Origin of the sequence: Plantactinospora sp. KBS50 (genome assembly GCF_002285795.1) — a bacterium.
In the GTDB taxonomy this organism is placed as follows: domain Bacteria; phylum Actinomycetota; class Actinomycetes; order Mycobacteriales; family Micromonosporaceae; genus KBS50.
In genome coordinates this window covers 442412-461641 of the sequence record NZ_CP022961.1, presented here as the reverse complement: position 1 = coordinate 461641, position 19230 = coordinate 442412, and the positions used below count along the sequence as shown (strand labels likewise).

The following is a 19230-nucleotide window of genomic DNA, read 5'->3' as shown; positions in this document are numbered from 1 at the left end:
CTCATGCCAACCACCCGGCCTGGATCGCCAGGAATGCCGCCACCACCAGGACCGCGCCGGCCAGCATGGACGTGGCGTACGACCGCACGAAGCCGGTCTGCAACCGCCGGAGCCGGCTGGAGCCGCCACCCACCGCCGCCGCCAGCCCGTTGACCACGCCGTCGATGCCGCGGTTGTCCAGGTAGACCAGGGCCCTGGTGAGGAAGATGCCGGGCTTCTCGAAGATCGCCTCGTTGACGGCGTCGGTGTAGAGGTTGCGGCGGGCCGCCTGCACCAGCACCCCCGCCGGCTGTTCCTGGGTGGCCGTACCGGCGCGGAACAGCAGCCAGGCCAGTCCGGCACCGAGCACCGTGAGCACCAGCGAGAGCGTGGTGATCAGCCAGTGCGCGAGGACCGGCTCGCCCGCCTCCGGCTGCGGACCGAGCGTGGCGGTCAGCCAGTCCGGTACCGAGGTGGCCAGCAGGAAGCCCGCCCCGATCGATCCGATGGCCAACAGGATCAGCGGGATCGTCATGATCGGCGGCGACTCGTGCGGATGCTCGATCTCCTCGGTCCACCGCCGCGGGCCGTGGAAGGTCAGCACGAACAGCCGGGTCATGTAGAACGCGGTGAGCCCGGCGCCGAGCAGGGCCGCGCCGCCGAACAGCCAGGCCGTCCAGCCCTCCCGCTCGAAGGCGGCCGCGATGATCGGCTCCTTGGAGAAGAAGCCGGAGAACGGGAACATGCCGATGATCGCCAGCCAGCCCATCATGAAGGTCAACCAGGTGATCTTCATGTACCGGGACAGCGCGCCGAACCGGCGGATGTCCACCTGGTCCTTCATCCCGTGCATCACCGAACCGGCGCCCAGGAACATGTTGGCCTTGAAGAAGCCGTGCGCCAGCAGGTGCACGATGGCCAGCGCGTACGCCGCACCGCCGAGCCCGACGCCGAGGAACATGTAGCCGATCTGGCTCACCGTCGACCAGGCCAGCACCCGCTTGATGTCGTCCTTGGCGCAGCCGATGATCGAGCCGATCAGCAGCGTGAGCGCCCCGACGGAGACCACCACGAGCGCGAGCGTGGCGTTGGCCGAGAAGATCGGGTGCGAGCGGGCGATCAGGTAGACGCCCGCGGTGACCATGGTGGCGGCGTGGATCAGCGCGGACACCGGGGTCGGGCCCTCCATCGCGTCCGGCAACCACGCCTGGAGCGGGAACTGGCCGGACTTGCCGGTGGCGCCGAGCAGCAACAGCAGGCCCATCGCCAGCACCACGCCGGCGCCGAGCTGGCCGATCCCGTTGAACACCCCGCTGTACGAGGTGGTCCCGAGCTGCGCGAACATGATGAAGATCGCGATGGCCAGGCCGGCGTCGCCGACCCGGTTCATCAGGAACGCCTTCTTGCCGGCGGTGGCCGCGGACGGCCGGTCGTACCAGAACGAGATCAGCAGGTACGACGCCAGGCCGACGCCCTCCCATCCGACGTACAGCAGCACGTAGTTGTTGCCGAGCACCAGCAGCAGCATCGCGGCCACGAACAGGTTGAAGTAGCCGAAGAACCGGCGCCGCCCGGCGTCGTGCTCCATGTATCCCACCGCGTACAGGTGGATCAGGAAGCCCACCCCGGTGATCAGCAGCACGAAGACCGCCGCCAGCGGGTCGAACAGCAGGCCGAAGTCGACCTTGAAGCTGCCCACCGAGATGAGTTCCCAGAGGCTGCGTTCGACCGAGCGGTTCTCCAGCCCGCGCAGCTGGAAGAAGTACGTCAGGCCGAGGATGAAGGCGGCGCCGACGCTGGCCACGCCGAGCCAGTGCCCCCACCGGTCGGCCCGGCGGCCGAGCAGCAGCAGGACCGCCGCGCTGGCCAGCGGAATCGCCACCAGCAGCCAGACGGTGCTCAGCAGGCCGGTCGCCGGAGCGAACGAGACGGCGCCGGCCGGTTCGGCCTGGGCGTACGTCAGGATTCCATCCACGTCAGGCCCCTCTAGTACTTGAGCAGGTTCGCGTCGTCGACGCTGGCGGACCGCCGACTACGGAAGATCGACATGATGATCGCGAGCCCGACCACGACCTCGGCGGCCGCCACCACCATGACGAAGAACGCCATGATCTGTCCGTTCAGGTCGCCGTTGATCCGGCTGAAGGTGACAAGCGTGAGGTTGGCCGCGTTGAGCATCAGCTCGATGCACATGAACAGCACGATCGCGTTCCGGCGCACCAGTACGCCCACCGCCCCGATCGTGAACAGGATGGACGCCAGGATCAGGTAGTGCCCGGGCGTCACCGAGAAGAAGGTGCTCACTGGTCCGTTCCCTTCAGCGACCGCTCGGCCGCCGTCAGCTCACGGGTCGGCAGGATCTCCGGGATGCTCCGCTCGGTCAGCGCCCCGTCCGGCAGCCGGGCCGGAGTGGCGACCGAGGAGGAGGTGGCGAAGATGCCCGGACCGGGCTTCGGACCCGGGTAGTTGCCCGGGGCGAACCGGGCGCGCATCGTGCTGGGCTGGTCCTTGCGGTCCTCCCGGCGCCGTTCCACGTGCGCCAGCACCATCGCGCCGACCGCCGCGGTGATCAGCAGCGCCGAGGTCACCTCGAAGGCGAAGAGGTACTTGCTGAACAGCAGCCGGGCGATGCCCTGGACGTTGCCGTCGGCGTTCGCCGCGGCCAGCCCGCGGGCGTCGACCTGGCCGAGTGCCCGGTACAGCCCGGTCGCCACCAGCGCCGCGAACCCGCCGCCGAGCACCACGGCCGCCACCCGCTGCCCGCGCAGGGTCTCGATCAGCGAGTCGGTCGCGTCCCGGCCCACCAGCATCAGCACGAACAGGAACAGCATCATGATCGCGCCGGTGTAGACGATGATCTGCACCATGCCGATGAACGGACCGGCCTGGAGGACGTAGAACACGCCCAGGCAGAGCATGGTGAGCACCAGCCAGAGCGCCGAGTGCACGGCGTTGCGCGCCATCACCATGCCGAGCGCGCCGAGCAGCGCGAGCGGGGCCAGGATCCAGAACGTGACCTGCTCGCCGCCGGAGACTCCGCCGGCCGCGGCGAGCACCGTCTGCGTGGCGGTCATGCCGGGTCTCCCTCGTCGCTACCCGAGCCGCCGGGCGCGCCGGCGGTGTCCTCGGTGCCCTGGCGGCGCCGCCCGGCCCGCTGCGCCGCCTGCTCGGCGCCCGGGAACTTCACGCCCGGGTGCTCGTCCAGCGGGTAGCGGCCGGGTCCCATCGCCGAGTGCTCGGCCCCGGCCGAGGTGCCGGGGTTGTCGAGCGCGCCGACGTAGTAGTCCTTCTCGCTGTCGCCGAGCCGCATCGGGTGCGGCGGCTGTTCCATCCCGGGCAGCAGCGGCGCGAGCAGCTGCTCCTTCGTGAAGATCAGGTCCTGCCGGTTGTCCCGGGCCAGCTCGTACTCGTTGCTCATGGTGAGCGAACGGGTCGGGCAGGCCTCGATGCACAGCCCGCAGAAGATGCACCGGGCGTAGTTGATCTGGTAGATGCTGGCGTACCGCTCACCGGGCGAGAAGCGCTTCTCCTCGGTGTTGTCGCCACCCTCGACGTAGATCGCGTCGGCCGGGCAGGCCCAGGCGCACAGCTCGCACCCGATGCACTTCTCCAGCCCGTCGGGGTGCCGGTTGAGGATGTGCCGCCCGTGGTAGCGGGGGGCGGACACCGGCGGCTTGAACGGGTAGTCCGTCGTCACCTGCTTGCGGAACATGTGCGAGAACGTGACGCCGAAGCCCTTGAACGTGCCCGTGATCGCACCCATGTCACACCTCCTTCTCGTCGGCGCCGACGTTGGCGGGTTGCCGCTGCGCGACGGCCCGCCGGGTACGCGGGCTCGGCGGCACCTGCAGGTCCATCGGCGGCAGCGGGAAGCTGCCCTCCGGGCGGGCCTGGACCTGCTCCTCCAGGGACCGCTCCGGCTCCGGCTTGCGGGTGGGCCAGAAGAAGATGGCCAGCAGCACCGCCGCCACCGGGATGCCGATCGCGATCAGCCGGTCGCCGCGCTCCCAGCCGCTGGTCACCTTGATGCCGGCCAGGGCCAGGATCCAGACCAGGTTGATCGGCAGCAGCACCTTCCAGCCGAGCCGCATGAACTGGTCGTACCGCAGCCGCGGCAGCGTACCGCGCAGCCAGACGAACACGAAGACCAGCAGGACGACCTTGCCGAGGAACCACAGCAGCGGCCACCAGCCGGAGTTCGCGCCGGACCAGAGGCTGATCGGCCACGGCGCCCGCCAACCGCCGAGGAACAGCGTGACGGTCACCGCCGACATGGTCACCATCGAGACGTACTCGGAGAGCATGAACAGCGCGAACTTCAGCGAGCTGTACTCCGTCATGAAGCCGGCCACCAGCTCCGACTCCGCCTCGGGCAGGTCGAACGGCGCCCGGTTGGTCTCACCGACGGTGGCGATGAAGAAGATGACGAAGCTGGGCAGCAGGAGCAGCGCGTACCAGCCGGGGGCCGGCAGGCTCTGGCCGAACAGCGTGAACCGGGTGCCGTCGGCCTGCGCGGCGACGATCCCGCTCGTCGACATCGTGCCGGCGGTCATGAAGACGGCCACGATGGACAGCCCCATCGCGACCTCGTACGAGATCATCTGCGCGCTGGAGCGCAGGCCGCCCAGCAGCGGGTAGGTGGAGCCGGACGCCCAGCCGCCGAGCACGATGCCGTAGATGCCCATCGACGAGCACGCCAGCAGCACCAGCACCGCCACCTGCACGTCGGTGACCTGTAGCGGAGTGTGGTGGCCGAAGACGCTGACGATCGGGCCGAACGGCACCACCGACAGCGCGGTCACCGAGCAGATCACCGAGATGGTCGGGGCGAAGAAGTAGACCACCTTGTCGGCCTTGGTCGGGAGGATGTCCTCCTTGAAGGCCATCTTCAGGCCGTCGGCCAGGGTCTGCAGCAGGCCGAACGGTCCGACCTGGTTGGGGCCGGGACGCACCTGCATGAAGCCGACGACCCGCCGCTCGAACCAGACCCCGAGCAGCGTGGCCAGCACGGCGAAGACGAACGCCAGCAGGACCTTGGCCAGGACCAGCCACCAGGTGTCGTGGCCGAAGTCCTGGAGCGTCGGATCCTGCGCGAGGTACATCGTCATTGCGCACTCCCGGTATTGAGCAACGGGCCCGGGCGGTGGGCCGCGTCGGCCGCGGCCGCGCCGGCCGCCCCGCCGGAGCGGTCCCCGGCGGTGACCCGGACGAGCGCGCCGGACGGTACGCCGAGGGCGCGCCGGACGCTCGAACCGGGCGAGTTGGTGGGCAGCCAGACCACGCCGTCCGGCATCTCGGTCAGCGCCACCGGCAGCGTGATGGCGCCCCGGTCGGTGCCGACCGTGACCGGCTCGCCCTCGGCCGCGCCGATCGCCTCGGCGGTGGGCCTGCTCAGCCGGACCACCGGCGGGCGGGCGGTGCCGTTCAGGTAGGAGTCGCCCTCGGTGAGGGTGCCGGAGTCGATGAGCTGGTGCCAGGTGGCCAGCACGGCCTCGCCCGTACCCGGCCGGGCCGCCTCGCCCGGCGCCACGGTCGGCGCCGCCGCCCGGTCGGCCCGGGTGGTCGGCAGCGCGCCCAGCTCGCGCCGGATCTCGTTGACGCTCCCGGTCCCGAGCTGGACCCCCAACTGCGCGGCCAGCGCGTCCAGCACCCGGCCATCGGTCATCGCCGGGGTGTTCAGCACGGCCTCGAAGGTGCGCAGCCGGCCCTCCCAGTCCAGGAAGCTGCCGGCCTTCTCCACCACCGGGGCGACCGGCAGCACCACGTCGGCCCGCCGGGTCACCGGACCGCCCCGCAGCTCCAGGCTCACCAGGAACGGCACCGCGTCCAGCGCCTGCTCGGCGGCCCGCGGGTCGGCCAGGTCGGCCGGGTCGACCCCGGCCACCACCAGGGCGCCGAGGTCACCGGCGGCGGCCGCCGCGACGATCTCGTCGGTGCCCCGACCGGCCCGGCTGGGAATCACCCCGGGCTCCACGTCCCAGGACTGGCCCAGCTCGGCGCGGGCGGCCGGGTCGGCCACCAGCCGTCCACCGGGCAGCAGGTTGGGCAGGCAGCCCGCGTCCACGGCGCCGCGGTCACCCGCGCGCCGCGGCACCCAGGCCAGCCTGGCCCCGGTACGCCCGGCCAGCGCCGCCGCGGCGGACAGCCCGCCCGGTACGTCGGCCAGCCGCTCGCCCACCAGCAGGACCGCGCCCTGCTCGCCCAGCGCCTCGGCGACCGTCGGGTGCTCGGCCAGCACCGCCGCCTCCTGACCCGGGACCACCCGGGCCACCTTCGCGCCAAGCTTCTCCAGGCCCCGGCTCGCGTACGGGGCGATCGCGAAGACCTTCAGGCCCTTCTTCTGGTGCGCCTTGCGCAGCCGGAGGAAGAGGATCGGGCACTCCTCCTCGGGCTCCAGCCCGACCAGGACGACCGCCGGGGCCTTCTCCAGGTCGGCGTAGGTCACCTCGGTCCGGCCGGCCACCGCGGCGGCCAGGAACTCGGCCTCCTCGCCGCCGACGCCCGTGGGACGGGCCCGGAAGTCGATGTCGTTGGTGCCGAGCGCGACCCGGGCGAACTTGGCGTACGCGTACGCGTCCTCCACGGTGAGCCGGCCGCCGGTGAGCACCCCGACCCCCTGGTCGGCGTCCCGGGCGGCCCGCAGCCCCTCGGCGGCGACGGCCAGCGCCTCGCTCCAGGACGCCTCGCGCAGCTCACCGGTCTGCCCGTCGCGGACCAGCGGCGTGTTGAGCCGTTCCCCGGCGGTGGCGTAGCGGAAGCCCCACCGGCCCTTGTCGCAGTTCCACTCCTCGTTCACCGCCGGGTCGTCGCCGGCCAGCCGCCGCAGCACCTTGCCGCGCCGCCAGTCGGTGCGCTGGGCGCAGCCGGCCGAGCAGTGCTCGCAGACGCTCGGGGTGGAGACCAGGTCGAACGGGCGTGCCCGGAACCGGTACTGGGCGCCGGTCAGCGCCCCCACCGGGCAGATCTGCACGGTGTTGCCGGAGAAGTAGGAGTTGAACGGGACCACCTCGGCGGTGTCCGGGTCCTCGACCCCGTACGCCTCGTCCCGGTAGATGTTGATTTCCTCGGCGCTGGAGCGGCCCATCAGGTCGATGAACTTGTCCCCGGCGATCTCCTCGGAGAACCGCGTGCACCGCTGGCACAGCACGCACCGTTCGCGGTCCAGCAGGACCTGGGTGGAGATCGGCAGCGGCTTCGGGTACTCCCGCTTGTGCTCGTGGAACCGGGAGTCCGTGCGCCCGGTCGACATCGCCTGGTTCTGCAGCGGGCACTCGCCGCCCTTGTCGCACATGGGGCAGTCGAGCGGGTGGTTGACCAGCAGCAGCTCCATGATCCCGGCCTGCGCCTTCTTGGCGACCTCCGAGGTGAGCTGCGTCCTGACCACCATCCCGTCGGCGACGGTCTGGGTGCACGAGGCGACCGGCTTGCGCTGGCCCTCCACGTCGACCAGGCACTGCCGGCAGGCGCCGGCGGGCGCCAGCAGCGGGTGGTCGCAGAACCGCGGGATGGCGATCCCGAGTTCCTCGGCCACCCGGATCAGCAGGGCGCCCTTGGGCGCCGTGACCTCGATGCCGTCGATGGTCAGCGTGACGGTGTCGGTCTTCTTGGCCAGATCGGTCATTCCTCGGCCTTTCGCTCGCGCTGCGTGGCCCGCAAGCCCCGGCTCTCTCCTCGCGCTCGCATGTCTAATGCGCCCCCACCAGGGTCTTCTCCGACAGCTTCGGAGCGGTCCGACCCTCGACGTAGTCGACGTAGTCCTGCTTGAAGTACTTCAGCGACGAGGTGACCGGGCTGGTCGCGCCGTCGCCCAGGCCGCAGAACGACCGCCCGAGGATGTTGTCGCAGGTGTCCAGCAGGGTGTCCAGGTCCTCGTGGGTGCCCTGGCCGGAGAGGATCCGGCGGTAGGTCCGGACCATCCAGTAGTTGCCCTCCCGGCACGGGGTGCACTTCCCACACGACTCGTGGTGGTAGAACTCCAGCCACCGGTACGTCGCGTAGACCGGACAGTCCTGGTCGGAGAAGATCTGGGTGGCCGTGGTGCCGAGAATGGACCCGGCCGCCGCCACCCCCTCGAAGTCCAGCGGCACGTCCAGGTGCTCCGCCGTGAGCAGCGGGGTGGACGAGCCGCCCGGGGTCCAGAACTTCAGGTTGTGCCCCGGCAGCATCCCGCCGGCCAGCTCGATCAGCTCCCGCAGCGTGATGCCGAGCGAGCACTCGTACTGGCCCGGGTTGGCGATCCGGCCGGAGAGCGAGTAGATCATCGGGCCGGACGACTTCTCCGTGCCCATGGTCTTCCACCAGTCGGCGCCGCCCAGCACGATGTACGGCACGCTGGCGATGGTCCCGACGTTGTTGACCACGGTCGGGCAGGCGTAGAGGCCGTGCGTGGCCGGGAACGGCGGGCGCAGCCGCGGCTGGCCGCGGAAGCCCTCCAGCGAGTCCAGCAGCGCGGTCTCCTCGCCGCAGATGTACGCTCCGGCGCCGCTGTGCACCACCACGTCCAGGTCGAAGCCGGACTTGAGGATGTCCCGGCCGAGGAACCCGGCCGCGTACGCCTCGTTCACCGCGTTCCGCAGCCGGCGCGCGGCGTTCACGGCCTCGCCCCGGATGTAGATGTAGGCCCGGTTGGCCCGGATGGCGTACGAGGCGATGATCACGCCCTCGATCAGCGAGTGCGGATCGTGGGTCATCAGCGGCAGGTCCTTGCAGGTGCCCGGCTCGCCCTCGTCGGCGTTGACCACCAGGTAGTGCGGCTTGTCGTCGCCCTGCGGGATGAAGCCCCACTTGAGGCCGGTGGGGAAGCCGGCGCCGCCGCGGCCGCGCAGGCCCGAGTCCTTGATCAGCTGGATCAGGTCGTCCGGGTGCGCGGCCAGCGCCTTGCGCAGCGCCGCGTACCCGTCGAGCTGCTGGTAGACATCCATGCTCCAGGCGTCCGGCGAGAGCCAGCGCTTGGTGAGCACCGGGGTCAGCTTGGCCAGCGTCTCCCGTCGGGGGGTGGTCACTTGTCGGCCTCCTTCTCGCCGGCCGGCGCCGCGCCGGCGCCGTCGCCGGAAGCCGCCGTCCCGCCGGCCTCGGCGAGGTTCCGCTGCTGGGCGTCGGTGCCCTCGCCGGCCGGCTTCGCGTCGCCGGCGGGCTCGTTCGCGCCCGCACCGGCCGCCTCGGCGGCCTGCGCGTCCGCCGGCACCGGCGGTACGCCGTCCACCGGCGGCTGCACGCCGGGGGCGTCCGGCACGGCCGTGCGGGCATCCGGCTGGCGGGTCTCGGCGGTACGCACCTGCGGCGACTTGTCGTCCGGCGCCTTCACGTCGGGGGCGGTGGTTCCGGTCCGCGATGCCGGCACCTTGGTCGGCGGCGGCGGCGCGGCGGCCGGCTCCTTCTTCCCGCCCGCCGGCTTCTCCTGCGCCGGCTTGGACCGGATCGGGGTGTCCGGGTCGAAGTCCGGCACCGAGATGCCGTGCTCCTGGGCCAGCCGCAGCCCGCGCAGGGTGGCGTCCCCGGCCCGGCCGTCGCCGACCGCACCGTCCCGCTCGTCGGCGAAGCCGGCAAGCTGGACCGCCATCTCCTTCAGCGTGCACAGCCGGGCGCCCCGGGTCGGCGTCGGCCGGCCGCCGGCGCGCAGTTCCTCCACCACCGACACGGCGGTGTCCCGGTCCACCCGGTCGAAGAACTCGTAGTTGACCGTCATCACGGGCCCGTAGTCGCAGGCCGCCAGGCACTCGGCGTGCTCCAGCGTGATCGTGCCGTCGGCCGTGGTCTCGTCGTGCCCGACACCGAGCAGTTCGGTGAGGGTGTCGTACACCTCCTGGCCGCCCAGCACGTTGCACATCGTGTTCGTGCAGACGCTGACCAGCCAGTCGCCGGTCGGCCGCCGCTTGTACATCGTGTAGAAGGTGGCGACCGCACCGACCTGTGCCTTGTTCAGCCCGAGCACCTCGGCGCAGAACTCCACCCCGGCCGGGGAGACGTACCCCTGCTCGGCCTGCACGAGGTGCAGCAGTGGCAGCAGCGCGGACCGGGACCGGTCGGCCGGGTAGCGGGCCACGATCTCCCGGGCGCGCTCGCCGAGCCGGTCCCGCAGCACCGTCGCGGTCACCACGTCCTGATGCGTGTCAGTCATCGGCCTCGCTCCACTTTCCGATTCGGCGTCCGGACGCTCACCGGTCACACCCGCCCATGACGGGGTCCAACGACGCCCCGCCGGCGATCACGTCGGCGATCAGACCGCCCTCGGCGAGCGCCGGGATCGCCTGGAGGTTGACGAAGCTCGGCTCGCGGTAGTGCACCCGGTAGGGCCGGGTGCCGCCGTCGGAGACCGCGTGCACGCCCAGTTCGCCGCGGGGCGACTCGATGCCGACGTACACCTGCCCGGCCGGTACCCGGAAGCCCTCGGTGACCAGCTTGAAGTGGTGGATCAGCGACTCCATGGACTGACCCATGATCTTCGCGACGTGCTCCAGCGAGTTGCCCATGCCGTCCAGCCCGACCGCGAGCTGCGCCGGCCAGGCGATCTTCCGGTCGGCGACCATCACCGGACCCGGCTTGAGCCGGTCCAGCGCCTGCTCGACGAGCTTGAGCGACTCGCGCATCTCGGCGAGCCGGACCTGGTAGCGGCCCCAGACGTCGCCGTCGGGGTGCGTCGGCACGTCGAACTCGTAGTTCTCGTAGCCGCAGTACGGCATGGTCTTGCGCAGGTCCCAGGCCAGGCCGGCGGAGCGCAGCACCGGCCCGGTGACGCCCAGCGCCACGCAGCCGGTGACGTCCAGCACCGCGACGCCCTTGGTCCGCTCGACCCAGATCGGCTGGCCGGAGAGCAGGTCCTCGTACTCCTTGAGCCGCTTCGGCATCATCTTCAGGAACTCGCGGATCTTGACGATCGCCTCGTCCGGCACGTCCTGGGCCACCCCGCCGGGCCGGACGTACGCGTGGTTCATCCGCAGCCCGGTGATGGTCTCGAAGATGTCCAGGATGAACTCGCGCTCCCGGAAGCCGTACAGCATGATCGAGATGGCCCCGAGTTCCATGCCGGTGGTGGCCAGCCAGACCAGGTGCGAGGAGAGCCGGTTCAGCTCCATCATGAGCACCCGGATGGTGTTTGCCCGGTCGGTGATCTCGTCGGTGATCCCGAGCAGCTTCTCCACGGCCAGGCTGTACGCCGTCTCGTTGAAGATCGGGGCCAGGTAGTCCATCCGGGTGACGAACGTGCTGCCCTGCACCCAGTTGCGGTATTCGAGGTTCTTCTCGATGCCGGTGTGCAGGTAGCCGACCACCGAACGGGCCTCGCGGACCGTCTCACCCTCCAGTTCGAGGATGAGCCGCAGCACCCCGTGCGTGGACGGGTGCTGCGGACCCATGTTCACGATGATCCGCTCTTGCGCGATCGGGTCCGTACCCTCGACGACCGTGTCCCAGTCGCCGCCGGTCACGGTGAAGACCCTGCCCTCGGCGGTCTCCCGTTCGGTCGCGTAGCCAGGGGTGGAAGTCACTGGTAGCTCCTTCGGGCGTCCGGCGGCGGGATCTCGGCGCCCTTGTACTCCACGGGCACGCCGCCCAGCGGGTAGTCCTTGCGCTGCGGGTGGCCCTCCCAGTCGTCCGGCATGAGGACCCGGGTGAGGTTCGGGTGGCCGTCGAAGACGACGCCGAACATGTCGTACGTCTCCCGCTCCTGCCAGTCGGCGGTCGGGTAGACGGCCGTCACGCTGGGCAGGTGCGGGTCCTCGGCGGACACCGCGGCCTCCAGCCGGACCCGCCGGCGGTACGTCATCGAGGTGAGCTGGTAGACCACGTGCAGTCGCCGCTCGTCCACGCCCAGGTAGTCCGCGCCGGACACCGAGGAGCACAGTTCGAACCGCAGCGCCGCGTCGTCCCGCATCACCTGGCACACCTCGGCGATCCGTCCCGGCTGGATGTGCAGGGTCAGCTCGCCGCGGTCCACCACGACCTTCTCGATCGCGTCGGCGAAGGCCGGGTACGCCTCCTCCAGCGCGTCGGTCACCTCGTCGAAGTACCCGCCGTACGGGCGTTGGCTGCCGTCGACGTCGACGTGCGGCCGGACCAGGCCACCGAAGCCGGAGGTGTCACCCGAGCCGTGCACGCCGAACAGACCCCGCTGGGCCGGGCTGGCCGGCGGGTAGTCGGCGGGGGCGCCGGTGTTCGCGCCGATCGGCGGCGAGGTGGCCGGCACTCCGGCACCGGGCTTCTCGCTGGGCGCGGTCATCGGTTCACGGTCCCCTCGTGCTGGTGCAGGTGGTTCTGCGCCTTCATCCAGTTCTCGATCCGCAACTGCTCCTCGCGGCCCTCCCGGACCGCCTGGGTCCACTCGGCCCGCCGAGCCTTGTCGCTGCGGTAGGAGGACGGCATCGAGCCGTACGGGACCACCGGCACGTCGCCACGCTCGGTGCGGGCCGCCAGCATCTTGCGACCGCCCGGGCCGAGCGGCTCGTACATGATCTTTTCCCGCAGCTTGAGGACCGCGTCGATCAGCATCTCCGGCCGCGGCGGGCACCCGGGCAGGTACATGTCCACCGGTACGACGTGGTCCACGCCCTGCACGATCGCGTAGTTGTTGAACATGCCGCCGCTGCTGGCGCAGACGCCCATCGACAGCACCCAGCGGGGCTCGGCCATCTGGTCGTAGATCTGCCGCAGCACCGGCGCCATCTTCTGACTGACCCGGCCAGCCACGATCATCAGGTCCGCCTGCCGGGGCGAGGCGCGGAAGACCTCCATGCCCCAGCGGCCCATGTCGTAGTGCGGGCCGCCCGCGGCCATCATCTCGATGGCGCAGCAGGCCAGCCCGAAGGTCGCCCCCCACACCGACGACTTGCGGGACCAGTTGACCAGCTTCTCCACGCTGGTGAGCAGGATGCCGGCCGGGAGTTTCTCCTCGATGCCCATGTCTTGCCGCCTCCTCAGTCCCAGTCCAGGCCGCCGCGGCGCCACACGTAGGCGTACGCGACGAAGACCGCGACGATGAACAGCACCATCTCCACGAACCCGAAGGCGCCCAGCAGGTCGAAGGAGACCGCCCAGGGGTAGAGGAAGATGATCTCGATATCGAAGACGATGAAAAGCATCGCCGTCAGGTAGAACTTGATCGGAAATCGGCCGCCGCCGATCGGCTCCGGGCTCGGCTCGATGCCACACTCATAGGCGTCGAGCTTTGCGCGGTTGTAGCGGCGGGGTCCGGCGAACCGAGCGGCGGCCACGGAGAACAGCGCAAACGCCGCGGCCACGGCGAACAGCCCGATGATCGGTACGTAAGGCGAGAGCGACATCGTTTCTCCTGCTCGTCCTTCCCCTGCCTTCGGCGGTTGATGATTGTCACACTAGGCACAGCCACGCGGGCGACCCGCACCCGGGGGTCCGACCCGTCCCGGGTCGCCACCCTCACACGGCGGGTGCCACCTTGGTCATCGCGTTGATGATCCGGTCCATCGCGTCCCCGTCGCGGGGATCGGTCAGGTTGGCCATCAGCTTGAGCACGAATCGCATCAGCGTCGGGTGCGGCATGCCGTGCCGGGTCGCGATGCGCATGATCTCCGGCCGCCCGATGAGCTTCACGAAGAGGCCACCGAGCCGGTAGTAGCCGCCGTACCGGCTGGACAGCGCGGCCGGGTAGCCGTGCAGTGCCCGTTCCCGCTCGGCGCCCGCCGGCCTGGCCAGCGCCTGCACGATCACCTCGGCGGCCAGCTCGCCGGACTCCATGGCGTACGCGATCCCCTCGCCGTTGAAGGGGTTCACCATCCCGCCCGAGTCGCCGACCAGCAGGACCCCGCGAGTGTAGTGCGGCACCCGGTTGAAGCCCATCGGCAGCGCGGCGCCCAGGATCGGTCCCTCGGCGTTCGCCTCGTCGGACATCCCCCACTCCGGCGGGGTGCTGGCCAGCCAGTCGGTCAGCAGCCGCCGGTAGTTGGTGCGGCCGAAGGCCGACGAGGAGTTCAGCAGGCCGAGGCCCACGTTCACCCGGCCGTCACCCATCCCGAAGATCCAGCCGTAGCCCGGCAGCAGCTTGTCCCCGCTGTCCCGGCTGCGCAGTTCCAGCCAGGATTCCAGGTAGTCGTCGTGCTGCCGCGCCGGCGACCGGTAGTAGCGCCGCACGGCCACGCCGATCGGCCGGTCCTCCCGCTTGGTCAGGCCGAGCGCCAGCGGGAACCGCCCGGAGACGCCGTCGGCGGCCACCACCAGCGGCGCGTGGAAGCTCACCGGCGCCTTGTCCGGCCCGTGTTCGGCGGTGACCCCGACGGTGCGGCCCGCGTCGTCGAGCACCGGGCCGATCACGTTCATCCCGGTACGCAGTTCCGCGCCGGCCTTCACCGCCTGGCGGGCCAGCAGGTCATCGAAGTCGAGACGCGGCCGGACCAGGCCGTAGTTGGGGAAGCTGGCCAGGTCGGGCCAGTCGAGTTCCAGCCGTACGCCGCCGCCGATCACCCGCAGGCCGCGGTTGTGCAGCCAGCCGGCCTCGGCGGAGGTGTCGATGCCGAGGCTGATGAGCTGCTTGACCGCCCGCGGCGTCAGCCCGTCGCCGCAGACCTTCTCGCGGGGAAACTCGGTCTTTTCCAGCATCAGCACCCGGAGCCCGTGCCGGGCCAGGTGGTATGCGGTGGTCGAGCCGCCCGGACCGGCGCCAACGACGATCACGTCGGCGTCGTTTTCGACGGTCATCCGCGCCCCCTTCCCTGCTCGTGAAATGCTTCACAAGCGTGCTCGGAAGGGAGTCTAGGACCGGCATTGACGGGCCGCCAGCTTAGGTGAACCTAACCAACGGCCCGCAGCCGCAGGTCCGGGCCGTCAGTCCGACTCCGCCGGCCCTTCCGGGCGGTCCGTCGCCGGATCGCCGGCTCCCGGCTGACGGTCCAGCGCGCCGGGCAACTGGTCCCGCAGCGCGCCACCGCTCGCCCGGTCCAACGCGGCGAGCACCTCGGCCACCACCTGCTGCACGGCGGCCGGATCCGATCCGGCCAACTCGCGCAGCTGGTCGGCCAGGTCGGCGGCGTCGTTGCCGCCGGCCGCGCTGTTGTGGGCGGCACTGTTGCCGGCCGCGCTGTTGCCGGCGGCGGCGCCGTTGTGGGCGGCACTGTTGCCGCCGGCCGCGCCGTTGTGGGCGGCACTGTTGCCGGCGGCGGCGCCGTTGTGGGCGGCACTGTTGCCAGCGGCGGCGCCGTTGTGGGCGCTCCCACCCGCTCCGGCCAACGGCTCGCCGCGCCGATCCGACTCCGTCATGAGGTCGAGGTTACGCGAAGAAATCGCCTAAAACCCCCAAAACTCCTCACGCACCCCACCCGTCTCATCCCCGCCGGGCGAGCCGACCGGGCCGCGGCAGCCGTGAGTCATACGTCAGGTACCTCAAGCGGGACCGTTGAGGTACCTGACGTATGACTCACGAATGGGCGACTGACTCACGGATGGGCGACGCCCGGCGGTGGGCTCAGTCGCGGACCGCCCGGTGCAGGGCCGCGAGGCCGCCGGTCAGGTTCCGCCAGGCCACGTTCCCCCAGCCGGCGGCGCGGACCAGCGCCGCGAGGCCGGCCTGGTCGGGCCACGCCCGGATCGACTCCATCAGGTAGACGTACGCGTCCGGGTTGCTCGACACCACCCGGGCCGCGGCCGGCAGCCAGCGCATCAGGTACGACAGGTACGCCACCCGGAACGCCCGGTTGACCGGGTGGCTCAACTCACAGATGACCAGCCGGCCGCCCGGTCGGGTCACCCGGGCGAACTCCCGCAACGCCGCAGTGGTGTCCGCCACGTTGCGCAACGCGAACGAGATGGTCACCGCGTCGAAGGTGGCATCCGGGAACGGCAGCCGCAGCGCGTCGCCGGCCAGCAGCGGTACGTCCGGCCGGTCGCGCTTTCCCGCCGCCAGCATCCCGAGGGACAGGTCGGCGCCCACGGCGTACGCCCCGGACCGGGCCAGTTCCTCGGTCGACACCCCGGTGCCGGCCCCGACGTCCAGCACCAGCTCGCCGGGGCGCAGGTCCAGCGCCGCCCGGGTGGCCCGCCGCCAGGCCCGATCCCGTCCCGCCGTCATGACGGTGTTGGTCAGGTCGTACCGCGAGGCGACGCCGTCGAACATGGCGGCGATCTCGTGCGGCTGCTTGTCCAGGCCGGCCCGCTGCCCGGTCGATGCGTGCTTCACGGTGAACCACTCTGCCAGTGTCCGGACCGGGATGGCTGGCCACCCTGGTCCGGACCGGGATCAGATCGGATCACGCGGGCCGCCCGGAGCCCGCCGCGCCGAGCCGGACCGGACCGTGGCGCCGGACCGCGCGGAGCCCGCCGCACCGGACCGGACCGTGGCGCCGGGCCGCCCGGAGCCCGCCGAGCCGGACCGGACCGCCGAGCCGGACCGGACCGTGGCGCCGGGCCGGACCGTTGCGCCGGGCCGCCGGTCGAAGACCGCCCCGAGGCGCAGGTCGCCCGGGTGACCGGGGTCACTCGCCGGAGCGCTCGTCCTCCGGCGTGACCAGGACCACCTTCCGGCGCCGGGAGAGCACGAACAGCAGCCCGCCGAGGGCGAGCACTGCGGCGCCCACCCCACCGATCAGCCCGACCTGGGCGCCGGTGACCGGCAGGCCACCGCCGGTGCCGGGTGCCTCCGGAGCGCCCGAGGGCGCGGGGCTGACCGGCGCCGCGCTGCCGGACGGCGTCGGGGTCACCTCGCCCGACGGTTCCGGCGACGGCGTCGCGGTCACCAACTCCGCGAAGATGTCGAAGTTGGCGATGTTGTCACCGTCGTCGACGTCGGCGAGTTGCGCCGCGGTCGCCTGCTTGCCGTACCGCTGGCCGGACAGCCGCCGCGCGTCGGGCGCGTCGGTGCCCGACGCCTCCGCCGCGACCTGCCCCGGGTCCGGCAGCCTGGCGGTGCTGCCGGGGTCGACCGTCACGGTGACGGGGGCGGTGTAGACGTCCTGCGGGCGCAGCACCAGATCCGGCACCGTGCAGTAGTAGACGTCCAGGGTCGTGGCCTGCTGCACGCACTCCGGCGGCACGCTGGCGAAGTGCGCGCCGGCCGGCAGGTTCAGGATGTACGTCAGGCCCACGGCCTGCTTGCTGCCGGCGTTGTGGACGAACCAGTCCAGCGGCGTCGCGGCGCCCGGCGTACCGGCGCCCGCCGTGACCGGGACGTGCACGTCGCTGGCCCAGGTGGTCAGGTCGTACCCGGCCTTGACGACCGTGACCGGCACCTCGGCCTCGTTGTTGCGCTTGACCGGGTCCGGGGTCGCCGAGGCGACCGTGACGGTGAGCGAACCCGCGTCGCCCTTCTTGCCGATGCTCCAGATCGGCAGGCCGAACTCGGCCCGGGCACCGGCCGGGACGTCGTCCGCGCCGTCGGTGGAGAGCAGGCCGAGCCGGCAGGTGTACACCGCGCCGCTGTGGGCACAGCCGGTGGGCGGTGACCAGGCGACGAGAGCATCGTCCAGTCCCGCGTAGTCGATGGCGACAGTGACCTCGGTCGCGGCCGCCGGCCCCTGGTTGACCACGGTGAACTTGAACGGCTTGCGCGCCGCCTCCGTGCCGCTCCTGGCGAGCTGGAAGCTGGACGGGACGATCGCGAGATCGGCCTTGTCGGCCGCGTAGGCGGGGGCGCCGAGCGCCAGAAGCCCGCCCGCGGCGAGCAGGGCCGCGGCGCCCAGTCGTACCGGGCGGGAAAGGCTACGGAATGTCATCGATCCCTCGATAATCGGGGTGGGATGCGGAAGAGCGCAACGCACCGTATCGAAGGGCGATCATCCTGGCCAGCCCCGACGGGCGCAACGACGGGTGGCGACGACGGGTGGCGACGGCGGCCGAGCCGCTGCTGCGCGGGGTGCCCCGGACGCACCGAGGGCGGGATGGTCACCCATCCCGCCCAGCGGCTCTATGTGGACGGCCCCGAGGGCCGATAGCGGACGCGTACGACCGGCGCCGGTGCGGCCAGCACCGTCTCGACCTGCCAGAACAGGTACGCGCGCCGCGCACGTTATCCGCCGGGGAGCCGCCCGAACAGCCCCCGCGCCGGGACTGTTTCCGATTCGTGTCGGACGGGGTCAGCTCGCCTCGACCAGCGGGAGCCGGCGACCCACCCCACCGCCGGGCAGCGCGATCGAGGAGAAGTGCGACACGACGCGGTCGTCGGTGGGGTCGTCGGCAGGGGTCCAGTGCACCCGCAGGTGACGGTAGAGGGTGTCCCGCTGGGCCGGAATCCTGCCGGCCGACCGGATCATGTCGATCAGTTGGTGCAGGTTGGACCGGTGGCGGGCGCCGGCCGAGGAGATGACGTTCTCCTCCAGCATGATCGAGCCCAGGTCGTCCACGCCCATGTGCAGCGCGAGCTGCCCCGCCTCCTTGCCGGTGGTCAACCACGACGCCTGAAGGTGCGGGATCGTCGGGAAGAAGAGTCGGGACACCGCCACCAGCCGCAGGTACTCCAGCGTGGTCGCCTGGGTACGGCCCTTGAGATGGTTGTTCTCCGGCTGGTAGGTCCACGGGATGAACGAGCGGAACCCGCCGTACCCGCCCTGGTCGGCCCGGTCCTGCACGTCCCGGATCATGCGCAGGTGCTCGATCCGCTCGGCGTTGGTCTCGCCGGTGCCCATCATCATCGTCGCGGTCGACTCGACCCCGAGCCGGTGCGCGAGCGCCATCACCTCGCACCACCGCTCGCCTGACTCCTTGAGCGGCGCGATGGCGTGACGCGGCCGCTGCGGCAGCATCTCGGCGCCGGCGCCGGCGATCGAGTCCAGGCCGGCGGCCTTGATCCGGGTGATCGCCTCTTCCAGCGACACCCCGGAGACCTTCGCCATGTGCAGGATCTCGCTCGGGCCGATCGAGTGGATCACGAGCTGCGGGTACGCCCGCTTGACCGAGGAGAACAGCTCCTCGTAGTACTCGACCCCGTAGTCCGGGTGGTGGCCGCCCTGGAGCATCACCTGGGTCGCGCCGAGATCCACCGCCTCGGCGCAGCGCCGCAGGATCTCGTCGGTCGGGTGCGTCCAGCCCTCGCGGTGCTTGGGCGCCCGGTAGAAGGCGCAGAACCGGCAGGCAGTCACGCAGACGTTCGTGTAGTTGATGTTGCGGTCGATGATGTACGTGACGATGCCGTCCGGATAGCGCCGCCGGCGTACCGCGTCGGCCGCCTCACCCAACGCGTGGAAGGGCGCGTCGGTGTAGAGCAGCAACGCCTCCTCGGGCGTGATCCGCCCGCCGTCCGCGCCACGCCGCAGGATGTCGTCGATTTCCCGGCTCACCGTCACCCCCGAGCCTACGTCGCGG

The 19230-nt window shown here is 71.4% G+C and carries 17 protein-coding genes; all 17 read right to left on the bottom strand.

Annotated features, from left to right (window positions below; genetic code table 11):
- Nucleotide 1: 1 nt before the first annotated feature.
- On the bottom strand, nt 2-1954 hold the full coding sequence (gene nuoL, locus CIK06_RS02085; protein ID WP_095563379.1) for an NADH-quinone oxidoreductase subunit L: 1953 nt from the start codon (nt 1952-1954) through the stop codon (nt 2-4).
- 11 nt (nt 1955-1965) lie between these two features.
- Nucleotides 1966-2265 carry an NADH-quinone oxidoreductase subunit NuoK gene (gene nuoK / locus CIK06_RS02080; RefSeq protein ID WP_095567497.1) on the bottom strand — a complete coding sequence of 100 codons (300 nt, stop codon included), beginning with the start codon at nt 2263-2265 and terminating at the stop codon, nt 1966-1968.
- Nucleotides 2266-2279: 14 nt separating this feature from the next.
- Complete coding sequence (locus CIK06_RS02075) at nt 2280-3053, bottom strand: NADH-quinone oxidoreductase subunit J (protein WP_095563378.1); 774 nt, start codon at nt 3051-3053, stop codon at nt 2280-2282.
- A complete protein-coding gene (gene nuoI / locus CIK06_RS02070; RefSeq protein WP_232533965.1) occupies nt 3050-3742 on the bottom strand; it encodes an NADH-quinone oxidoreductase subunit NuoI in 693 nt (230 codons plus the stop codon). Before nuoI ends, CIK06_RS02075 begins: the two co-directional genes overlap by 4 nt.
- Before the next feature lies 1 nt (nt 3743).
- A complete protein-coding gene (gene nuoH, locus CIK06_RS02065; protein ID WP_198348262.1) occupies nt 3744-5081 on the bottom strand; it encodes an NADH-quinone oxidoreductase subunit NuoH in 1338 nt (445 codons plus the stop codon).
- A gap of 2 nt (nt 5082-5083) precedes the next feature.
- On the bottom strand, nt 5084-7600 hold the full coding sequence (locus tag CIK06_RS02060; RefSeq protein WP_095563376.1) for an NADH-quinone oxidoreductase subunit G: 2517 nt from the start codon (nt 7598-7600) through the stop codon (nt 5084-5086).
- Nucleotides 7601-7664: 64 nt separating this feature from the next.
- Nucleotides 7665-8981: an NADH-quinone oxidoreductase subunit NuoF gene (gene nuoF, locus CIK06_RS02055; protein WP_095563375.1), complete on the bottom strand. Its 1317-nt coding sequence runs from the start codon at nt 8979-8981 to the stop codon at nt 7665-7667.
- The gene (gene nuoE, locus CIK06_RS02050) at nt 8978-10096 is read right to left on the bottom strand and encodes an NADH-quinone oxidoreductase subunit NuoE (protein ID WP_095563374.1); all 1119 of its coding nucleotides are present in this window, start codon (nt 10094-10096) and stop codon (nt 8978-8980) included. Before nuoE ends, nuoF begins: the two co-directional genes overlap by 4 nt.
- 37 nt (nt 10097-10133) lie before the next feature.
- Complete coding sequence (locus CIK06_RS02045) at nt 10134-11462, bottom strand: NADH-quinone oxidoreductase subunit D (protein WP_095563373.1); 1329 nt, start codon at nt 11460-11462, stop codon at nt 10134-10136.
- Nucleotides 11459-12193: an NADH-quinone oxidoreductase subunit C gene (locus tag CIK06_RS02040; protein ID WP_095563372.1), complete on the bottom strand. Its 735-nt coding sequence runs from the start codon at nt 12191-12193 to the stop codon at nt 11459-11461. The genes CIK06_RS02045 and CIK06_RS02040 overlap by 4 nt, the downstream gene beginning before the upstream one ends.
- Nucleotides 12190-12873 (bottom strand): NADH-quinone oxidoreductase subunit B family protein, encoded by a 684-nt coding sequence (locus tag CIK06_RS02035; RefSeq protein ID WP_095563371.1) that lies wholly within the window; start codon nt 12871-12873, stop codon nt 12190-12192. The genes CIK06_RS02040 and CIK06_RS02035 overlap by 4 nt, the downstream gene beginning before the upstream one ends.
- 14 nt (nt 12874-12887) lie before the next feature.
- A complete protein-coding gene (locus CIK06_RS02030) occupies nt 12888-13253 on the bottom strand; it encodes an NADH-quinone oxidoreductase subunit A (RefSeq protein ID WP_095563370.1) in 366 nt (121 codons plus the stop codon).
- 112 nt (nt 13254-13365) lie between these two features.
- Nucleotides 13366-14640 (bottom strand): geranylgeranyl reductase family protein, encoded by a 1275-nt coding sequence (locus tag CIK06_RS02025; RefSeq protein ID WP_095563369.1) that lies wholly within the window; start codon nt 14638-14640, stop codon nt 13366-13368.
- 126 nt (nt 14641-14766) lie between these two features.
- The gene (locus CIK06_RS02020) at nt 14767-15198 is read right to left on the bottom strand and encodes a hypothetical protein (protein ID WP_095563368.1); all 432 of its coding nucleotides are present in this window, start codon (nt 15196-15198) and stop codon (nt 14767-14769) included.
- 205 nt (nt 15199-15403) lie between these two features.
- Complete coding sequence (locus CIK06_RS02015) at nt 15404-16051, bottom strand: demethylmenaquinone methyltransferase (RefSeq protein WP_198348261.1); 648 nt, start codon at nt 16049-16051, stop codon at nt 15404-15406.
- A 358-nt stretch (nt 16052-16409) separates the two neighbouring features.
- Nucleotides 16410-17645 carry a cell wall anchor protein gene (locus CIK06_RS02005; RefSeq protein WP_095563365.1) on the bottom strand — a complete coding sequence of 412 codons (1236 nt, stop codon included), beginning with the start codon at nt 17643-17645 and terminating at the stop codon, nt 16410-16412.
- A gap of 360 nt (nt 17646-18005) precedes the next feature.
- Nucleotides 18006-19211 carry a cyclic dehypoxanthinyl futalosine synthase gene (gene mqnC, locus CIK06_RS02000; protein WP_095563364.1) on the bottom strand — a complete coding sequence of 402 codons (1206 nt, stop codon included), beginning with the start codon at nt 19209-19211 and terminating at the stop codon, nt 18006-18008.
- Between the last annotated feature and the right edge of the window lie 19 nt (nt 19212-19230).